Origin of the sequence: Pseudomonas putida, from assembly GCF_028682175.1 — a bacterium.
GTDB lineage: Bacteria > Pseudomonadota > Gammaproteobacteria > Pseudomonadales > Pseudomonadaceae > Aquipseudomonas > Aquipseudomonas putida_AD.
In genome coordinates this window covers 65,387-79,287 of sequence record NZ_JANHKS010000008.1, presented here as the reverse complement: position 1 = coordinate 79,287, position 13,901 = coordinate 65,387, and the positions used below count along the sequence as shown (strand labels likewise).

The 13,901-nt window shown below is 62.6% G+C and carries 12 protein-coding genes and 1 pseudogene; 5 read left to right on the top strand and 8 right to left on the bottom strand.

The features are described 5' to 3' along the window. Positions 1-42: 42 nt before the first annotated feature. The 3 genes from NPS29_RS08265 to NPS29_RS08255 all read right to left on the bottom strand — a co-directional run bounded on the left by NPS29_RS08265 (position 43) and on the right by NPS29_RS08255 (position 3,012). Positions 43-1,701: a VRR-NUC domain-containing protein gene (locus NPS29_RS08265; protein WP_274131901.1), complete on the bottom strand. Its 1,659-nt coding sequence runs from the start codon at positions 1,699-1,701 to the stop codon at positions 43-45. A 139-nt stretch (positions 1,702-1,840) separates the two neighbouring features. Further along, the gene (locus NPS29_RS08260; protein WP_274131900.1) at positions 1,841-2,056 is read right to left on the bottom strand and encodes a hypothetical protein; all 216 of its coding nucleotides are present in this window, start codon (positions 2,054-2,056) and stop codon (positions 1,841-1,843) included. A gap of 53 nt (positions 2,057-2,109) precedes the next feature. Then, on the bottom strand, positions 2,110-3,012 hold the full coding sequence (locus tag NPS29_RS08255; protein WP_274131899.1) for a LysR family transcriptional regulator: 903 nt from the start codon (positions 3,010-3,012) through the stop codon (positions 2,110-2,112). Between the two features lie 102 nt (positions 3,013-3,114). On the opposite strand from NPS29_RS08255, the gene NPS29_RS08250 reads away from it, so the two are divergent. Further along, positions 3,115-4,212 (top strand): AbrB family transcriptional regulator, encoded by a 1,098-nt coding sequence (locus NPS29_RS08250; RefSeq protein WP_425312464.1) that lies wholly within the window; start codon positions 3,115-3,117, stop codon positions 4,210-4,212. Between the two features lie 174 nt (positions 4,213-4,386). Here NPS29_RS08250 and NPS29_RS08245 read toward each other — a convergent pair whose 3' ends face one another. The 3 genes and pseudogenes from NPS29_RS08245 to NPS29_RS28830 all read right to left on the bottom strand — a co-directional run. Then, positions 4,387-5,631 carry an AGE family epimerase/isomerase gene (locus NPS29_RS08245; protein ID WP_274131898.1) on the bottom strand — a complete coding sequence of 415 codons (1,245 nt, stop codon included), beginning with the start codon at positions 5,629-5,631 and terminating at the stop codon, positions 4,387-4,389. A 196-nt stretch (positions 5,632-5,827) separates the two neighbouring features. After that, positions 5,828-6,691 (bottom strand): methyl-accepting chemotaxis protein, encoded by an 864-nt coding sequence (locus NPS29_RS28835; protein WP_400605140.1) that lies wholly within the window; start codon positions 6,689-6,691, stop codon positions 5,828-5,830. Further along, positions 6,686-7,453, bottom strand: a pseudogene (locus NPS29_RS28830) (MCP four helix bundle domain-containing protein); the annotation flags it as partial. The pseudogene NPS29_RS28830 and the gene NPS29_RS28835, both read right to left, overlap by 6 nt. A gap of 194 nt (positions 7,454-7,647) precedes the next feature. Between NPS29_RS28830 and NPS29_RS08235 the strand changes: the two are divergent. Continuing rightward, complete coding sequence (locus NPS29_RS08235; protein ID WP_274131896.1) at positions 7,648-8,136, top strand: GFA family protein; 489 nt, start codon at positions 7,648-7,650, stop codon at positions 8,134-8,136. 223 nt (positions 8,137-8,359) lie between these two features. Beyond that, entirely contained in the window at positions 8,360-9,907 is a 1,548-nt protein-coding gene (locus NPS29_RS08230; protein ID WP_274131895.1) for an apoptosis inducing factor family protein, read from the top strand. Here the strand turns inward: NPS29_RS08230 and NPS29_RS08225 are convergent. Further along, positions 9,904-11,001 carry an MBL fold metallo-hydrolase gene (locus NPS29_RS08225; protein WP_274131894.1) on the bottom strand — a complete coding sequence of 366 codons (1,098 nt, stop codon included), beginning with the start codon at positions 10,999-11,001 and terminating at the stop codon, positions 9,904-9,906. The genes NPS29_RS08230 and NPS29_RS08225 overlap by 4 nt on opposite strands. 220 nt (positions 11,002-11,221) lie before the next feature. Here NPS29_RS08225 and NPS29_RS08220 point away from each other — a divergent pair, with 220 nt between their 5' ends. Continuing rightward, entirely contained in the window at positions 11,222-11,851 is a 630-nt protein-coding gene (locus NPS29_RS08220; protein WP_274131893.1) for a TetR/AcrR family transcriptional regulator, read from the top strand. Here the strand turns inward: NPS29_RS08220 and NPS29_RS08215 are convergent. After that, on the bottom strand, positions 11,848-12,528 hold the full coding sequence (locus NPS29_RS08215; protein ID WP_274131892.1) for a DJ-1/PfpI family protein: 681 nt from the start codon (positions 12,526-12,528) through the stop codon (positions 11,848-11,850). The two genes, NPS29_RS08220 and NPS29_RS08215, sit on opposite strands and share 4 nt — an antisense overlap. A gap of 115 nt (positions 12,529-12,643) precedes the next feature. On the opposite strand from NPS29_RS08215, the gene NPS29_RS08210 reads away from it, so the two are divergent. Further along, on the top strand, positions 12,644-13,624 hold the full coding sequence (locus NPS29_RS08210; protein ID WP_274131891.1) for a GlxA family transcriptional regulator: 981 nt from the start codon (positions 12,644-12,646) through the stop codon (positions 13,622-13,624). Positions 13,625-13,901: the final 277 nt, after the last annotated feature.

Here is a 13,901-nt window from a genome sequence, read left to right as displayed (position 1 = left end):
GCAGCCGGGCTTGCCCGCGGGGGCGTCCTCATGGTCGCCGCATCACCCGGCCAGGGCGGATTCTTCGGCCCACTGCACATAACACACCACCACCGGCATGCCGTGTTCGGCGCAGAAATCCAGCCAGCGCAACTGGTTGTCCTGCAAGCGGTCGCCGGGGCCCTTGACCTCGATCATGCGGTAGCTGCGTTGCTCGGGATAAAACTGGATCAGGTCGGGCATGCCTGTGCGGTTGGCCTTGATGTCCTGCAGCAAGCGGCGGAACCAGCGCTCCAAATGCTGAACAGGCAGGCAATGCAGCGCTGTTTCAAGCAGCTCTGGCGTCAGCGCGCCCCAGAACACGAACGGCGATTGCAAACCGAACTTGTCCACATAGTTCTGCCGGATAAGCGCCTGATAACGGCCGTCCGACAGCGCCGCCAGACAGCCATCGAACGCCCCGGCGCGACGCTGATAGAAATCCGGGCTGTACAGATCACTCGGCGCACTGTGAAACGGGTGAAAAAACGCCCCCGGCAGCGGCGCGAAAATCGCCGGCCAGCACAACAATCCGAACAACGAATTGATGAGCGCATTCTCCACGTAATGCACCTCGCTGCCCGCTTCAGCCAGATGCTGCCCAATCAACTGCTCGACACTGCAATCAGGCAACGGCACCACGCTCAAATCCAGCCGGGTGACGACTCGCGCCGCCTTGCGCTTTGTGCTGCCCTGCCCCAGCTTGCGCTGCAGGCGTGGGGCGATGCGCAGCAGGTGCTGGGTTTCTTCGTCGTTCTCCGGCGCCGCCTCGGCAATGTTCAGCAGCGCCATGGCTTCGACGAATTGCCCGGCGCGCTCAAGCACCCGGATCCTGCGCACCCGGGCCCCCGGATAACTGGACTGCACATAAACGCTCAGCGCCAGCGGCCAATCCTGCTCACGCTCAGCCTGATAGCCGATCTGGAACAACAGCTTGGCCCGACGCATGGCCAGCCACGGGTTGTCAGTTGAAATCGCCAGCGCCTGGTCAGCCAGAGCTTGCAGTTCACCCTCCTCGTCCAGCGCCTGACGACAGCTGTGAAGATGCAGGCAGGTGTCGATGTCCGCCCGCTGGCTGATGCCCCGGGACTCGACAGAAAACTCGACTTTTTCGTAGCGATAGATCCCCAGATCCGCCAGCACGAACTCCGACCATTCCTGATAGAGGTTGCCGAAGTACAACAGCCGCAGACGATCGCACAAGGGCATGACTTGCAGCGCGAAGATCGCCTCGTCCAGGCTCGAAAACCATTGCGTCAGAGGCTGCGTAACTTGGTAATCAGGCAGCAGACGCTGCAGCAGGTCGGCCTTCTTCTCCGAGCTTCTGACGTCGTGCGCCTTGAAGCACTGGGCCAGTTCGTCCTTGCGCAACAGGGCAAACAGCGCCGGGAGGTCCAGAGGCGGCTGACCATCGACCCAGCCGCATTCGATCAGCGGCACCACGGCCAGGCGAGCATCGCCAATCTCGGTGTAGTCCAGTTTGCTGGCGCGGAACAATGTGCCCTTGCGCATCACCATTCTCACCAGCAGCGCCTGGGCCGGTTGCGGCAGGCGCGCGAAGGTGGCGATGAAAGCGTGCTCCTCATCGATCAGCAGATCGCCGTAGCGCTGGCCGATCCAGCTCAACACCTGGCGGAAGTTTTCCAGGTAATAGAAAGGGTTGTCGAGGGGAGAAAGGCTCACAATGGGATCACGTGACGGCTGGCAGGAAGTGGTAAGGATACTGTCTATCCGTACAGATTCCAGCGGCATTTGTGCCTGCCCCGATTAACGGCAGCCATCACAGGGGCCAGCTTGCCAGCCCCTGAAAGTGGACGGCGTATTAGCCCAGCGTCGACGAGCCGATGTCCAGCTTGTCGGCGTCGGCGAACTCGTCCAGCCTCAGATCACCCAGATCCAATTCCTCCAGGGATTCGGTGTCTTCGTCGGCGTCCGAATCATTGAGCGGGGACTGGTCGCCGCCGAAATGGTGGTCTTCATCGTTCAGAAAACATGGCACCAGAGTGTGCTCGGCGAAAGTGTGTGGCTGTAGCTGCATCTTCGATTTCTCCTCTTGTCGATAACCCAAGGTTAGTCCAGAACGTGTCGGGATCACACCCAGCTGAAAAAGGCGCCGCCGTTGTCGCGCAGCATCTGGGCCATGGCATGGGCCGCTGGCGACAGGTAGCCCTCGCGGCGCAGGATCACGCAAATGGTCCGCGCCATGGTGGTAGCTTGCAGCGGCACTTCACGCAGATATTGCATGTTCTTGCCATATTCCAGGGTTTCCCTGGCGATGAAACTCAGCAGGTTGGTCTGGGCGATGAGCCTGGGCAACAGCGAAATGGAGTTGGCCTCGATCTGCACCACCGGCAGCGGCAGGTTGTGGCGGGCGAAGGCTTCATCGACCCAGATTCGCGACGATACCCCCGGTGGCGGCAGCACCCAGCGATAACCGCACAGATCGCTCATCTGATACGGCGTGTTGAAGATCGGATGATTGCGGCTGGCGATCACCACCGCTTCATCGGTGAGGATCGGGTGCGCGGCGAACTCGTCTTCGACGCTGCGCTGGGCGCAGATGATCATGTCCAGATGCCCTGACCGCAGCTGCTCGCGCAGCATGTCATCCTGGCCGATCACCAGTTTGAGGGTGATGTCCGGGGCGCGCTTGAGCAACGCGTCGGTCAGCTCCGGCAGCAGGTATTCGGCCATGGTCGAGGCACAACCCAGGCGAATCTCACCCACCGCGCCGCTGGCGAAATCACGCACTTCGCGCTGGGTCTGGGCGATGCTCTGCTGCAACATCTTGCCCCGCGCCTGCAACAGCTCCCCCACCGGCGTCAGCTTGATGCGCCGCCCGTCGCGCTGGAACAGCTTGGTGCCAAAGGACTCTTCAAGGCGCTGGATACTCTTGGTCAGCGCCGGCTGGCTGCGATTGAGTTTTTCCGCTGCCCGGCCCAGGTGGCCAAGCTCGGCGATGGTTTCGAAATAGGTCAGGTCCCGCAGGTCCATATATAAACCAGAGTTATCAATTCATGACTATTAGAAAATAGACTTGATCGATTGAACTGTCGATACTTCTGAGCATTGGACGAACTCCATCAGGAAAAGCCCATGCACTGGAGATCCTCGTTGTCGCGCCCCGCCTCGTTTTCCCTCGAAAGTCTGCACCCATTGCTGCAATGGTCCTTGCTCATCCTCCTGGCCGGTAGTGCCGGTCAAGCCTTCAAGTATTTCAACGTGCCGGCGGCGCTGTTCCTCGGCCCTATGCTGGTCGCCATCGGCTTCGGTGTGTCGGGCGCGACGATTCGCCTGAACAAGCAGGTGTTTCGCCTGGGTCAGGGCACGGTCGGTGTGCTGGTGGCCCATTCGATGACCATGGGCGTGCTGCTCACGGCCATGCAATCCTGGCACGTGATGGTGTTCGCCACGGTTCTGACCATCGCCTTGAGCGCGGTGGTGGGCGTGGCTCTGGCGCGCTGGGGCGGAATTCAGGGCAGCACTGCCGCCTGGGGCACCTCGCCGGGTGCGGCGTCGGCGATGGTAGCGATGTCCGAGGATTACGGCGCGGATTCGCGGGTGGTCGCGACCATGCAGTACGTGCGGGTGGTGTGCGTGGTGATGATCGGCGCGCTGGTCAGCCGGGTGATCGGGGTCGAGGGCGGTGGCACTGCGGCCCACAGCACCGATGCGCTGATGCAGGGTGTCAATTTGCTGAACCTGGGGCTGAGCCTGCTGGTGATTGTGGTCGGCGTGACCCTCGGAGGTCGTCTTCCCGCAGGTGCCTTGCTGGTGCCGCTGTTGGTGGGCGGCGCGCTGCAATTGAGCGGTCTGTTGCAGATCACCATGCCGACCTGGCTGCTGGCGATCGCTTATGGTGCGATCGGCAGTTACATCGGGTTGCGCTTCGACCGGGCGACCATCAGGTACGTGTGGCGGCGGCTTCCGGCGATGATCATGGGGTCGTTGTTGCTGATCCTGCTCTGCGCGATTTCCGCCTGGGTCATCGCCGAAATGATGGGCAAGGATTTTCTCTCGGTGTACCTGGCCACCAGCCCCGGCGGCCTGGACGCCATGGCGATCATCGCCATCGACACCCATTCCGACGTCGGCTTCGTGCTGGCCATGCAGACCCTGCGCCTGTTTGGCGTGATCGTCACCGGCGCCTACATCGCCCGCCAGGTGATTCGCGTCACTCAGCGTTTGGCCTGACGCCGCTCCCGCGGGCAAGCCCGGCTGCTACGGGCGGCGATATCCCGTAGCAGTCCGGCTTGCCGGCGAGGCGCCTTCAAGATCGCTGACGCCGGCAAGCCGGACTGCTACGGTGCGGTGTGTGGCCTCCCCCGCTCCCGTAGCAGCACGGCTTGCCGGCGGGGGCGGTTGAGGTCACGCGTAGTGCGCAAGCCCTGTCGCCAGGCTCTCGGCCAGTGGCAACACCGGCAAAAGGGTTGCCTGGTAGGCATGATAAAGGTCCGGCTTGCCCGGCCAGATGTCGGCGCTGGGCTGGTTCTGCGGATTCAGCTCATGGCGCCAGCTGCCGTGTTCACGGTCGATGAACAACGTCTCGTTGAATTCCCAGAACGTGCGATACCAGGCTTCATACTGCGCCTCACCCGTGCGTTGCAGCAGCGCCGCCGAGGCCGCCGCTGCTTCGGCGTGGGTCCAGTGCAGGCGATGGCGAACCACCGGGCGGTTTTCCCAGTCCAGGGTGTAGACGATCCCAGGAGCGCCATCGACGTTCCAGCCATAGCGGCAGGCGTTTTCGAACAACCCGCGGGCATCTTCGAGCAGCCACGAAGGCGTGGGCATCTGCGCTTTCTGTCGCGCGGCCTCAAGGTGCAACACCAAACGCGCCCATTCGAAGGCGTGGCCGGGGGTGGTGCCGTAGGGGCGGAATTCATCCCCAGGACGGTCAGCGTTGTAATCGAGCACCGGTTGCCAGTCGGCAGTGAAATGCTCGATCACCTGGTGGTTGTTGCTTGTCGCATGTTGATGAATGACCCGCTCGACGATGCGCAGCGCGCGGTCCAGCCAGCGCCCGTCGCCCGTCACATCGGCCAGGGCGAGGAAGGTCTCTGTGCTGTGCATGTTGCTGTTGGCACCGCGATAACTTTCTTCCTCGGTCCAGTCGCGGGCGAAAGATTCACGCACCGTGCCCTCTTCTTCGCTCCAGAAATGCTGGGTGATGATCTGGATCGCCTGTTCCAGCAGCGCCTGGGCGCCGGGACGTTGCGCAACCACGGCGGAACTGGCCGCCAGGGCGACGAACGCATGCAAGTACGCGGCTTTGCCAGTATTGCTGGTGTGCGCCTGGGGCCGGTCGAACCAGCCGCCGTGCTCGGCATCGCGCAGCGGCCCGGCGAGCGCGGCGATGCCGTGATCGACCAGTTCGGCGAAGCCGGGAATGCCGCTGATGTGGGCCATGGCGAAGCTGTGGGTCATGCGGGCGGTAATCAGGGTTTCAGCGACGGCGTCGGCAGGCAGCCGGCCGAAATCATCCAGCGCACCAAAGCCTTCGGGCAAACGCGAGGCCTTGGCAAACCCCAGCAACCGCAGGCCTTCCTGAGCCAGCCAGCCCTTGTGCAGCGGGGAGCGTAGCCAGCTGCCTGCACCACCATTCACATCATCCATTGCCTTTCTCCAGCCGTGTCGGCGGGTTCGGCCCGCCAGGAATTATTGGTCGGGGGCATGATGCAAGGCGAAGACAGGCGCAGGCAAGTGAATGAGATGAAACGTTTATGCAATCACGGCGGACCGTAGCAGCACGGCTTGCCGGCGGGGACGATCTTGAGGCCGCCCCCGCCGGCAAGCCGTGCTGCTACGGTTATCAGACGCGGAAGCGCGTCACCACCTGATTCAACTCCCCCGCCAGACGCGACAGCTCATTGCTCGACGCACTGATCTGGTTGGCCCCGGACGAAGACTGCAGCGACAGATCGCGAATATTGACGATGTTGCGATCCACCTCCCGAGCCACCTGCGCCTGTTCCTCGGCTGCGCTGGCGATCACCAGGTTGCGTTCGGAAATCTGGTTGATCGACGAGGTGATCCGGTTCAGCGATTCACCAGCGCCCTGCGCCAACTCCAGGGTCGTGGACGCCTGATTGCGGCTGACCAGCATCGACTCCAGCGCCTCGCTGGAACCGCTGCGCATGGTCGACACCATCTTGTCGATCTCCAGCGTCGATTGCTGGGTGCGATGGGCCAGGGCGCGGACCTCATCGGCGACCACCGCAAAGCCACGACCCGACTCTCCGGCCCGCGCCGCCTCGATGGCCGCGTTGAGCGCCAGCAGGTTGGTCTGCTCGGCGATGGAGCGAATCACGTCCAGCACCTTGCCGATGTCCTGGGACTGATCGGCCAGGTTCTGCACCAGTACCGAGGTCTGCTGCACGTTGCTGGACAGGTTCTGGATCGAGGTCACGGTTTCGATCACCCGCGCCTGGCCATCCTGCGCGGCATCGTTGGACTCGCTGGACGCCTGGGAGGTGGACACCGCGTTGCGCGCCACCTCCTCCACCGCCGACGTCATCTCGTTGACGGCGGTGGCAGCCTGTTCGATTTCAGCATTTTGCTGATGCAGGCCGCGATGGCTGTCTTCGGTCACCGAGTTCAGCTCGGTCGCCGCCGACGCCAACTGGCTCGCCGAACTGCCGATCAGGCTCAGGGTGCTGCGCAGGTTGTTCTGCATTTGTTGCAGGGCGCGCAGCAGGCGAGTGACTTCGTCCTTGCCTTCGACGCGAATGTCGTGGGTCAGATCGCCCTTGGCGACGAACTCGGCGGCGGTCACCGCGTCTTCCAGCGGCAGGATGATGCTGCGGGTCAGCCACAGCGCCAGGACCACCGTGGACAGCGCCGCGATCAACACGAACACCAGCACTACCGTGCGCGACTGGCCGTACTGGGCCTGGGCCGCCGTGCCTTCGAGCTCGATCCTGTGGGTGTAGAAGTCCGCCAGATCACCCAGTTGGGTGCCGGAGTTGTCCACTGCGGTTTTCATGTCCACCAGCAGCAAGGTGTTGAGCGCCTTCAGATCGCCGCTCTGGGCCAGCACGAAGGATTGGCTCAGGCCGCGCTGGTAATCGCCGAGAGTGTTGCGAAACTTGTCGTACAACACCTTTTCTTCGGGGGTGTCGATGTAGGTGTCGAGGCTGGTCAGCTTCTCGTTCAGCACCTTGGAGCGGGCGTCCATCTGGCCCCTGTACACGCTGACGTTGTTGGGGTCGGTGTCCAGCGCCATGCGCAGGGAGATGGTGCGAATGCGCAGCATGGCTTCGCGGATGTCATTGACCAGGCGCATGCTCGGCACCCAGTTGCTCTCCACCGCCACCTCACTCTGGCGAATCGTGGACATCTGGCTCAGGGCGAACCAGCCGAGCACGGCGACAAGCAGGGAAATCAGGGTAAATCCAAGGCCCGCGCGGCGGGCGATGGTCAGGTTGCGTAGGTTCATGACCGTAGGCTCGTTGTTTTTAGAGGGTAGTGGTGACAAATGTCATCGTACAACCATCGCATATCGACGCGGCCAGCCGCTTCTTTAGGCTGCTCGAATGAATAAAGCGAACACTCGTTCGAGAAAACATCGAACCTGAAGGAGGGCTGAGGTCTAGACCTAAGAGTCTGTCATTCCCGATTGGAGAAAACGCCATGCACCTGGAAGGTTCCTGCCATTGCGGCGCGGTGGAATTCAGCCTGACCAGCGCCCACCCCTACCCTTATCAACGTTGCTATTGCTCGATCTGCCGCAAGACCCAGGGCGGTGGCGGCTACTCGATCAATCTGGGCGGTGACGCCAAGAGCCTCAAGGTCAAGGGCAAGAGCAGCATCGCGATCTACCACGCCAAGATGCGCGACGACGAGCAGCACCACGTCGGCACCAGCAGCGCCGAGCGACATTTCTGCAAGCACTGCGGCAGCGGCCTGTGGCTGTTCAGCCCTGAATGGCCGGAGCTGATTCACCCCTTCGCCAGCGCCATCGACACGCCATTGCCCACCCCGCCCGAGCACACGCATCTGCTGCTGGACTCCAAGGCCTCGTGGGTCGAGGTCCAGGCCGGACCCAAGGATCAGCAATTCGAGCAGTATCCAGAGGAATCGATTGCCGAATGGCATGAACGATTGGGATTGGTGCGCTGAGCCCGTAGGAGCGCGCTGATAAACCCTGGCGTACCGAAAACCTGTAGGAGTGAGCTTGCTCGCGATAGCGGTCTGTCTGCCGACGTTTACTAAATGCCAGTAATGTCATCACGAGCAAGCTCACTCCTACAGGTCGGGGGAAATGCAGGTATGGGGGAGATGAGATTTACTGAACCTCTGCCAGACCCACCGACTCCCAAAAGAAAGCCTGGGAGAATGTGAAATGGCTATGCATCGAGTCGCCAGCCTGGCCGATCTTCGTCAAGATCGCGGCATTCAGGTTGCAGTTGGCGCCATCAAGGTCGTGCTGGTTCGCCATGCCGACGAGGTGCGCGCCTACCAGGCCGAGTGTCCTCATGCCGGCGCGCCGCTGGCCGATGGCGCGGTGTGCAACGGGCATCTGATCTGTCCATGGCACAAGGCCGAATTCGCCATCGAGGATGGCAGCCTGTGCGAGCCGCCGGCGCTGGATGCGCTGGTGCGCTATCCGGTGCAGATCATCGAAGACCAGATCCACGTCGAGGAGCACCCTGCGCACTCGACGTACCGCCAATTGCCGTTCGACAACCGCTGCTTCGTGGTGATCGGCGCCGGCGCCGCAGGCACGGCCGCTGTCTGTGCCCTGCGCGACAACGGCTTCAACGGCCAGCTTTTGTTGATCGACCGCGAACGCCACCCCGCCTACGACCGCACCGCGCTAAGCAAATTCGTGCTCTCGGCCGAGATGCAGCCCGAGGAGACCCCACCGCTGCGCAAGGAAATCTATTACCAGGACAACCACATCGAACGCATCCATGGCGAAGTCATGAAGCTGGACGTGATCAACAAGCGGCTGATCCTGGCCGATGGCCGTCGCTTCGACTATGACGCCGCGCTGATAACCAGCGGTGGCGAACCGCGCACGCTGCCGCTGATAGGCGCCGACCTGCCGCAGGTGTTGACCCTGCGCAGCCGCAGCGACGCAAAGAAGATCCTGACCGCCGCTCCCTCGGGCAGCCACGCGCTGATCGTCGGCGACAGCTTCATTGGCCTGGAAGCGGCCTCGGCCCTGCGCAAGCACAAAGTTGAAGTGACGGTGATCGCTCGCCATGAAATCCCGTTCGCCGCCCAGCTCGGCGAACGGATCGGCAAGGCCATTCGTACGCTGCACGAAGCCAACGGGGTTCTGTTCCGCACCCACGTGGAAGTCACACGCTTCGAGGGCAATATTCACAAGGGCAAACGGCGCCTGGAAAGAGCGGTACTGAACAATGGCGAGAGGTTGCCAGCGGACCTGGCCTTGATCGGCATCGGGGTCGGGCCCGCCACGCAGTTCATCGATGGTCTGCAACTGGAAGAAGACGGCTCGCTGGCCGTCAACAGCGGCATGCTGGCAGGCAAGGACGTGTGGGCGGCGGGTGATATCGCGACCTTCCCCATGAACGGCGCCACCCAGCGCATCGAACACTGGCGCCTGGCCCAGCAACAGGCACGCATCGCCGCCAGCAACATGCTCGGCGGCAATCAGCATTACACCGACGTGCCGTACTTCTGGACCTTCCACTTCGGCAAGCGCCTGGACTACCTCGGCCACGCCAACGACTGGGACGATGAGGTCTACCTGGGCGAACCGGAATCCTTCGACTTCCTGGCCCTGCTGTGCAAACAGGGCAAGGTGGCCGCCGTGATCGGCTGCGAACGCGAACGTGAAGTCGCGTTACTTGCAGAGCGCATGAAGCAACCGCTGTTCAAGGAGGAAGCCCTGATGCTGATCCGGCAAATGCGGGCCTAGCCGCGGCTTGCCACCTGCTGGCGATTGCAGCGCCGTCCACAGCGACGCGGCGCCGGGGCTTCGACCGCTTTCTCGACCTTCATCCACCAGGCCTCGCCACGGCTTGGGTAGTCGATGTAGAACGGCTGGCCCATTTCCGGAGTGGTGATGGAAATGCTGCGGTCCCAGGCCAGTGCCAGGATCCGGTCGAAAGGTTCGTGCCAGGCATGCATGGCCAGATCGAAGGTGCCGTTGTGGATCGGCAGCAGCCATTTGCCCCGCACATCGATATGCGCCTGCAGCGTTTCTTCAGGCTGCATGTGCACATCGGGCCAGTCGACGTTGTAGGCGCCGGTTTCCATCAGCGTCAGGTCGAACGGGCCGTATTGCTCGCCGATCAGCTTGAAGCCTGCGTGGTAACCGGTGTCGCCACTGAAGAAGATCCGCTGCTCGCCGTCGATCATCACCCAGGAAGCCCACAGCGTCTGGTTGCCGTCACGCAGGGTACGCCCGGAGAAGTGCTGGGCCGGGGTGGCGACGAAGCGGATACCGTGGATTTCCGTGGATTGCCACCAGTCCAGTTGCTGCACTTTCTCGGCCGGCACGCCCCACTCGATCAGGGTGTCACCCACCCCCAGCGGCGCGATGAAATGCTCGGCCTTGTCCTTGAGCACGCCGATGGTCATGTGGTCCAGATGGTCGTAATGGTTGTGCGACAGGATCACCGCTTTCAGTGGCGGCAGCTCATGCAGACTGATCGGCGGCTGGTGAAAGCGCTGCGGCCCTGCCCACTGGATCGGCGAGGCACGCTCGGCGAACACAGGGTCCGTGAGGAAATACTGATCGCGCAGCTTGAGCAGCACAGTCGAATGGCCCAGGCGATAAACGGTGTTGTTGGGCGCGGCCAGCAACTGCTGGCGGGACAGCGGCTGAACCGGGATTTCCCCCACCGGGCGGGTGTGGCGTGGTTTGTTGACCATCGCGTTCCAGAAGATGCGCAGGGTTTTCAGGAAACCTGCGCGCTGCATCGGCTTGTGATTGAAATAGCGGCCATCCCGGCGGGACAGGACCGGCAACGAGGGAGCTTGTTCGAGGTTCTTTTCGATCGAGGCCATGATGTGCTGACTCCATGAAACGGGTGGAGATTTCTGCGACGGCGGACGCATCGCAGAATGTTGCATTCTTCGGGAAGAAGTAAGCGAGAAGTTGTTACAGCGCTTTACACTACACAGTGTAGTTTCAAGCTTGCACGATCCTCAAAGAGAAGTAAACTACTCGGTGTAATTTTCTTGTCGGGCCAGGTTCCGACCTGTGCCATTTTCTAGAAGCGATGCCATGACTGCCCCCCAGCGACTGACCGACCGAAAACGTGAATCCATTGTGCAGGCAGCCATTGCCGAGTTTCGCGACAACGGTTTCGAGGTCACCAGCATGGACCGCATCGCAGCGCGGGCCGAAGTTTCCAAGCGCACGGTGTACAACCACTTTCCGAGCAAGGAAGAGCTGTTCGCCGAGATGCTTCAGCGCCTGTGGGCCAAGGCCACGGCCCAGTCCGAGGATATCTACCGCCCCGGGGTGCCCTTGCGTGAACAATTGCGCGACCTGCTCAACACCAAGATGAAGACTTTGGGTGACAGTAATTTTATCGACCTGGCGCGGGTGGCCATCGGCGCGACGATTCACTCCCCCGAACGCGCCCAGGCTTGGGTCAGCCGCCTGAACCAGCGCGAAGAAACCTTCACCATCTGGGTGCGCGGCGCCCAGCAGGACGGTCGCCTGAAAGACGTCGAGCCGGGCTTTGCCGCCTCGCAGATCCACGCCCTGCTCAAGGCGTTCGCGTTCTGGCCGCAGGTGACCCTCAACGAGCCCCTGCTGAGCGCGGAGAAACAGCAATCGGTGGTGGAGTCGGCGCTGGACCTGTTCCTGTGCTGGTACGAAATCCCCGCCAACCCCAAGCCCGTTTAACGACTGGCCGCCACCACCCGCTCGACGATCTGCCGCCGTTCCTCAAGCCCTGGCGCTGCACGCTCGCTGGCAATCGCCAGCACATCGGCAGGCGCGGATTCGGGGCGACCGGCATCGAACGGCGGCGCCGGGGCGTATTCCAGCTGCAACTGAATGGTCTGGGATTTCTGCGCATCGAAGATCTCGCCGATCAGCGTCAGGGCGAAATCGATGCCCGCGGTGACACCGCCACCGGTCATCAGGTTGCCGTCACGCACCACCCGCTCCTTGACCGGAATTGCCCCGAATTTTTCCAGCAACCCATGGGACACCCAGTGTGTGGTTGCGCGCTTGCCCTTGAGCAGGCCCGCCGCACCGAGCACCAGCGCTCCGGTGCACACCGAAGTGACGTACTGCGCATTGGCCGCCTGGCGCTGGATGAAGGCCAGGGTCTGGGCGTCTTCAAGCAACGCGTTGATGCCGATCCCGCCGGGCACGCAAATCACGTCCAGATCCGGGCAGTCGTCAAAGGTCGCGGTCGGCACCAATGCAAGGCCGGTACTCGATTGCAGGGGTTCGAGGTCTTTCCACACCAGGTGCACGGTGACACCCGGCATGGTCGCGAAAACGTCGTAGGGGCCGGTCAGGTCCAGTTGTTGAACCTTGGGGAATACCAGCAGGCCGATGTGCAGGGTCATGGAAATCGCTCCTTGTTCGCATTGCGTGGGTTGGACGAATTCACTCTAGCCAGATAGGCTCTGGCGGATACGCCATATCACCCACACTTTCCGCCAATTCCTATGAGGCGCCGCCATGTCCACCAACGCCCGGCCCATCCATATTCTGGCGTTCCCCAACGTGCAACTGCTCGACGTCACCGGCCCCCTGCAGGTGTTCGCCTCGGCCAACGTGCATGCGGCTGAACAGGGCTTGCCGGCGCCCTACTCGCCCAGCGTTATTGCGCGGGAAAATGGCAGGGTGGAATCCTCGGCCGGGCTGGGTTTGCACACTCATCCATTGCCTGAAGGGGCATCCGATACCTTGATCGTTGCAGGCGGCTGGGGCGTTCACGTCGCCTTGCAGGATCAGGATTTGTTGCACTGGGTTCGGCATCAGGCGTCGAGCGCAAGGCGGCTGGCGTCGGTCTGTACCGGCGCGTTTCTGCTGGCCGAGGCCGGGTTGCTGGACGGCCACCGGGTAGTCACCCACTGGGACAGTTGCGAAGACCTGGCGCGCAACTATCCCGCGCTGATGGTCGACCCTGAGCCGATTTTCATAAATGAAGGCAAACTGTGGACCTCGGCTGGCGTCACGGCGGGGATCGATCTTGCGCTGGCCTTGGTCGAAGCCGACCTTGGGCGGAACGCCGCGCTGGCTGTGGCGCGGCAACTGGTGGTGTTTTTGAAGCGCCCCGGCGGGCAGTCGCAGTTCAGCACCGCGCTGTCGATGCAACACGCCACCCGCAGCCAGGACAGCCGCTTCGGCGACCTGCACGCCTGGATCCTCGACAACCTGGCCGCCGACCTGTCGGTGGCAAGCCTGGCCGCGCAAGTGGGCATGAGCGAACGCAGCTTCGTACGCCACTACCGCGCCCACACCGGCAACACCCCGGCCCGGGCCATCGAGCAGCTGCGGGTCGAGGCAGCGCGGCGCTTGCTCGGCGACAGCGCCCTGCCCATAAAACGCATCGCCGATCGCTGCGGCTTCGGCACCGAAGAAACCCTGCGCCGCAGCTTCCTGCGAGCCGTGGCCGTAACGCCACAGGCGTACCGGGAGCGGTTCAGCGGACGCTGACGCCGGCAAGCCGGACTGCTACGGGTGTGGTCACCTCAACCCTGTAGGAGTGAGCTTGCTCGCGATGGCGGTGTGTCAGTCGCCACAAATGTCTTCAGGGCCGCCGCGATCGCGAGCAAGCTCACTCCTACAGGTCTTGCGCCAGCCTTGTAGGAGCGGTGAGCTTGCTCGCGATGGCGTCCTCAAGATCGCCGACGCCGGCAAGCCGGACTGCTACGGGTGTGGTCACCTCAACCCTGTAGGAGCGCGCTTGCCCGCGACCGCGACCTCAAGATCG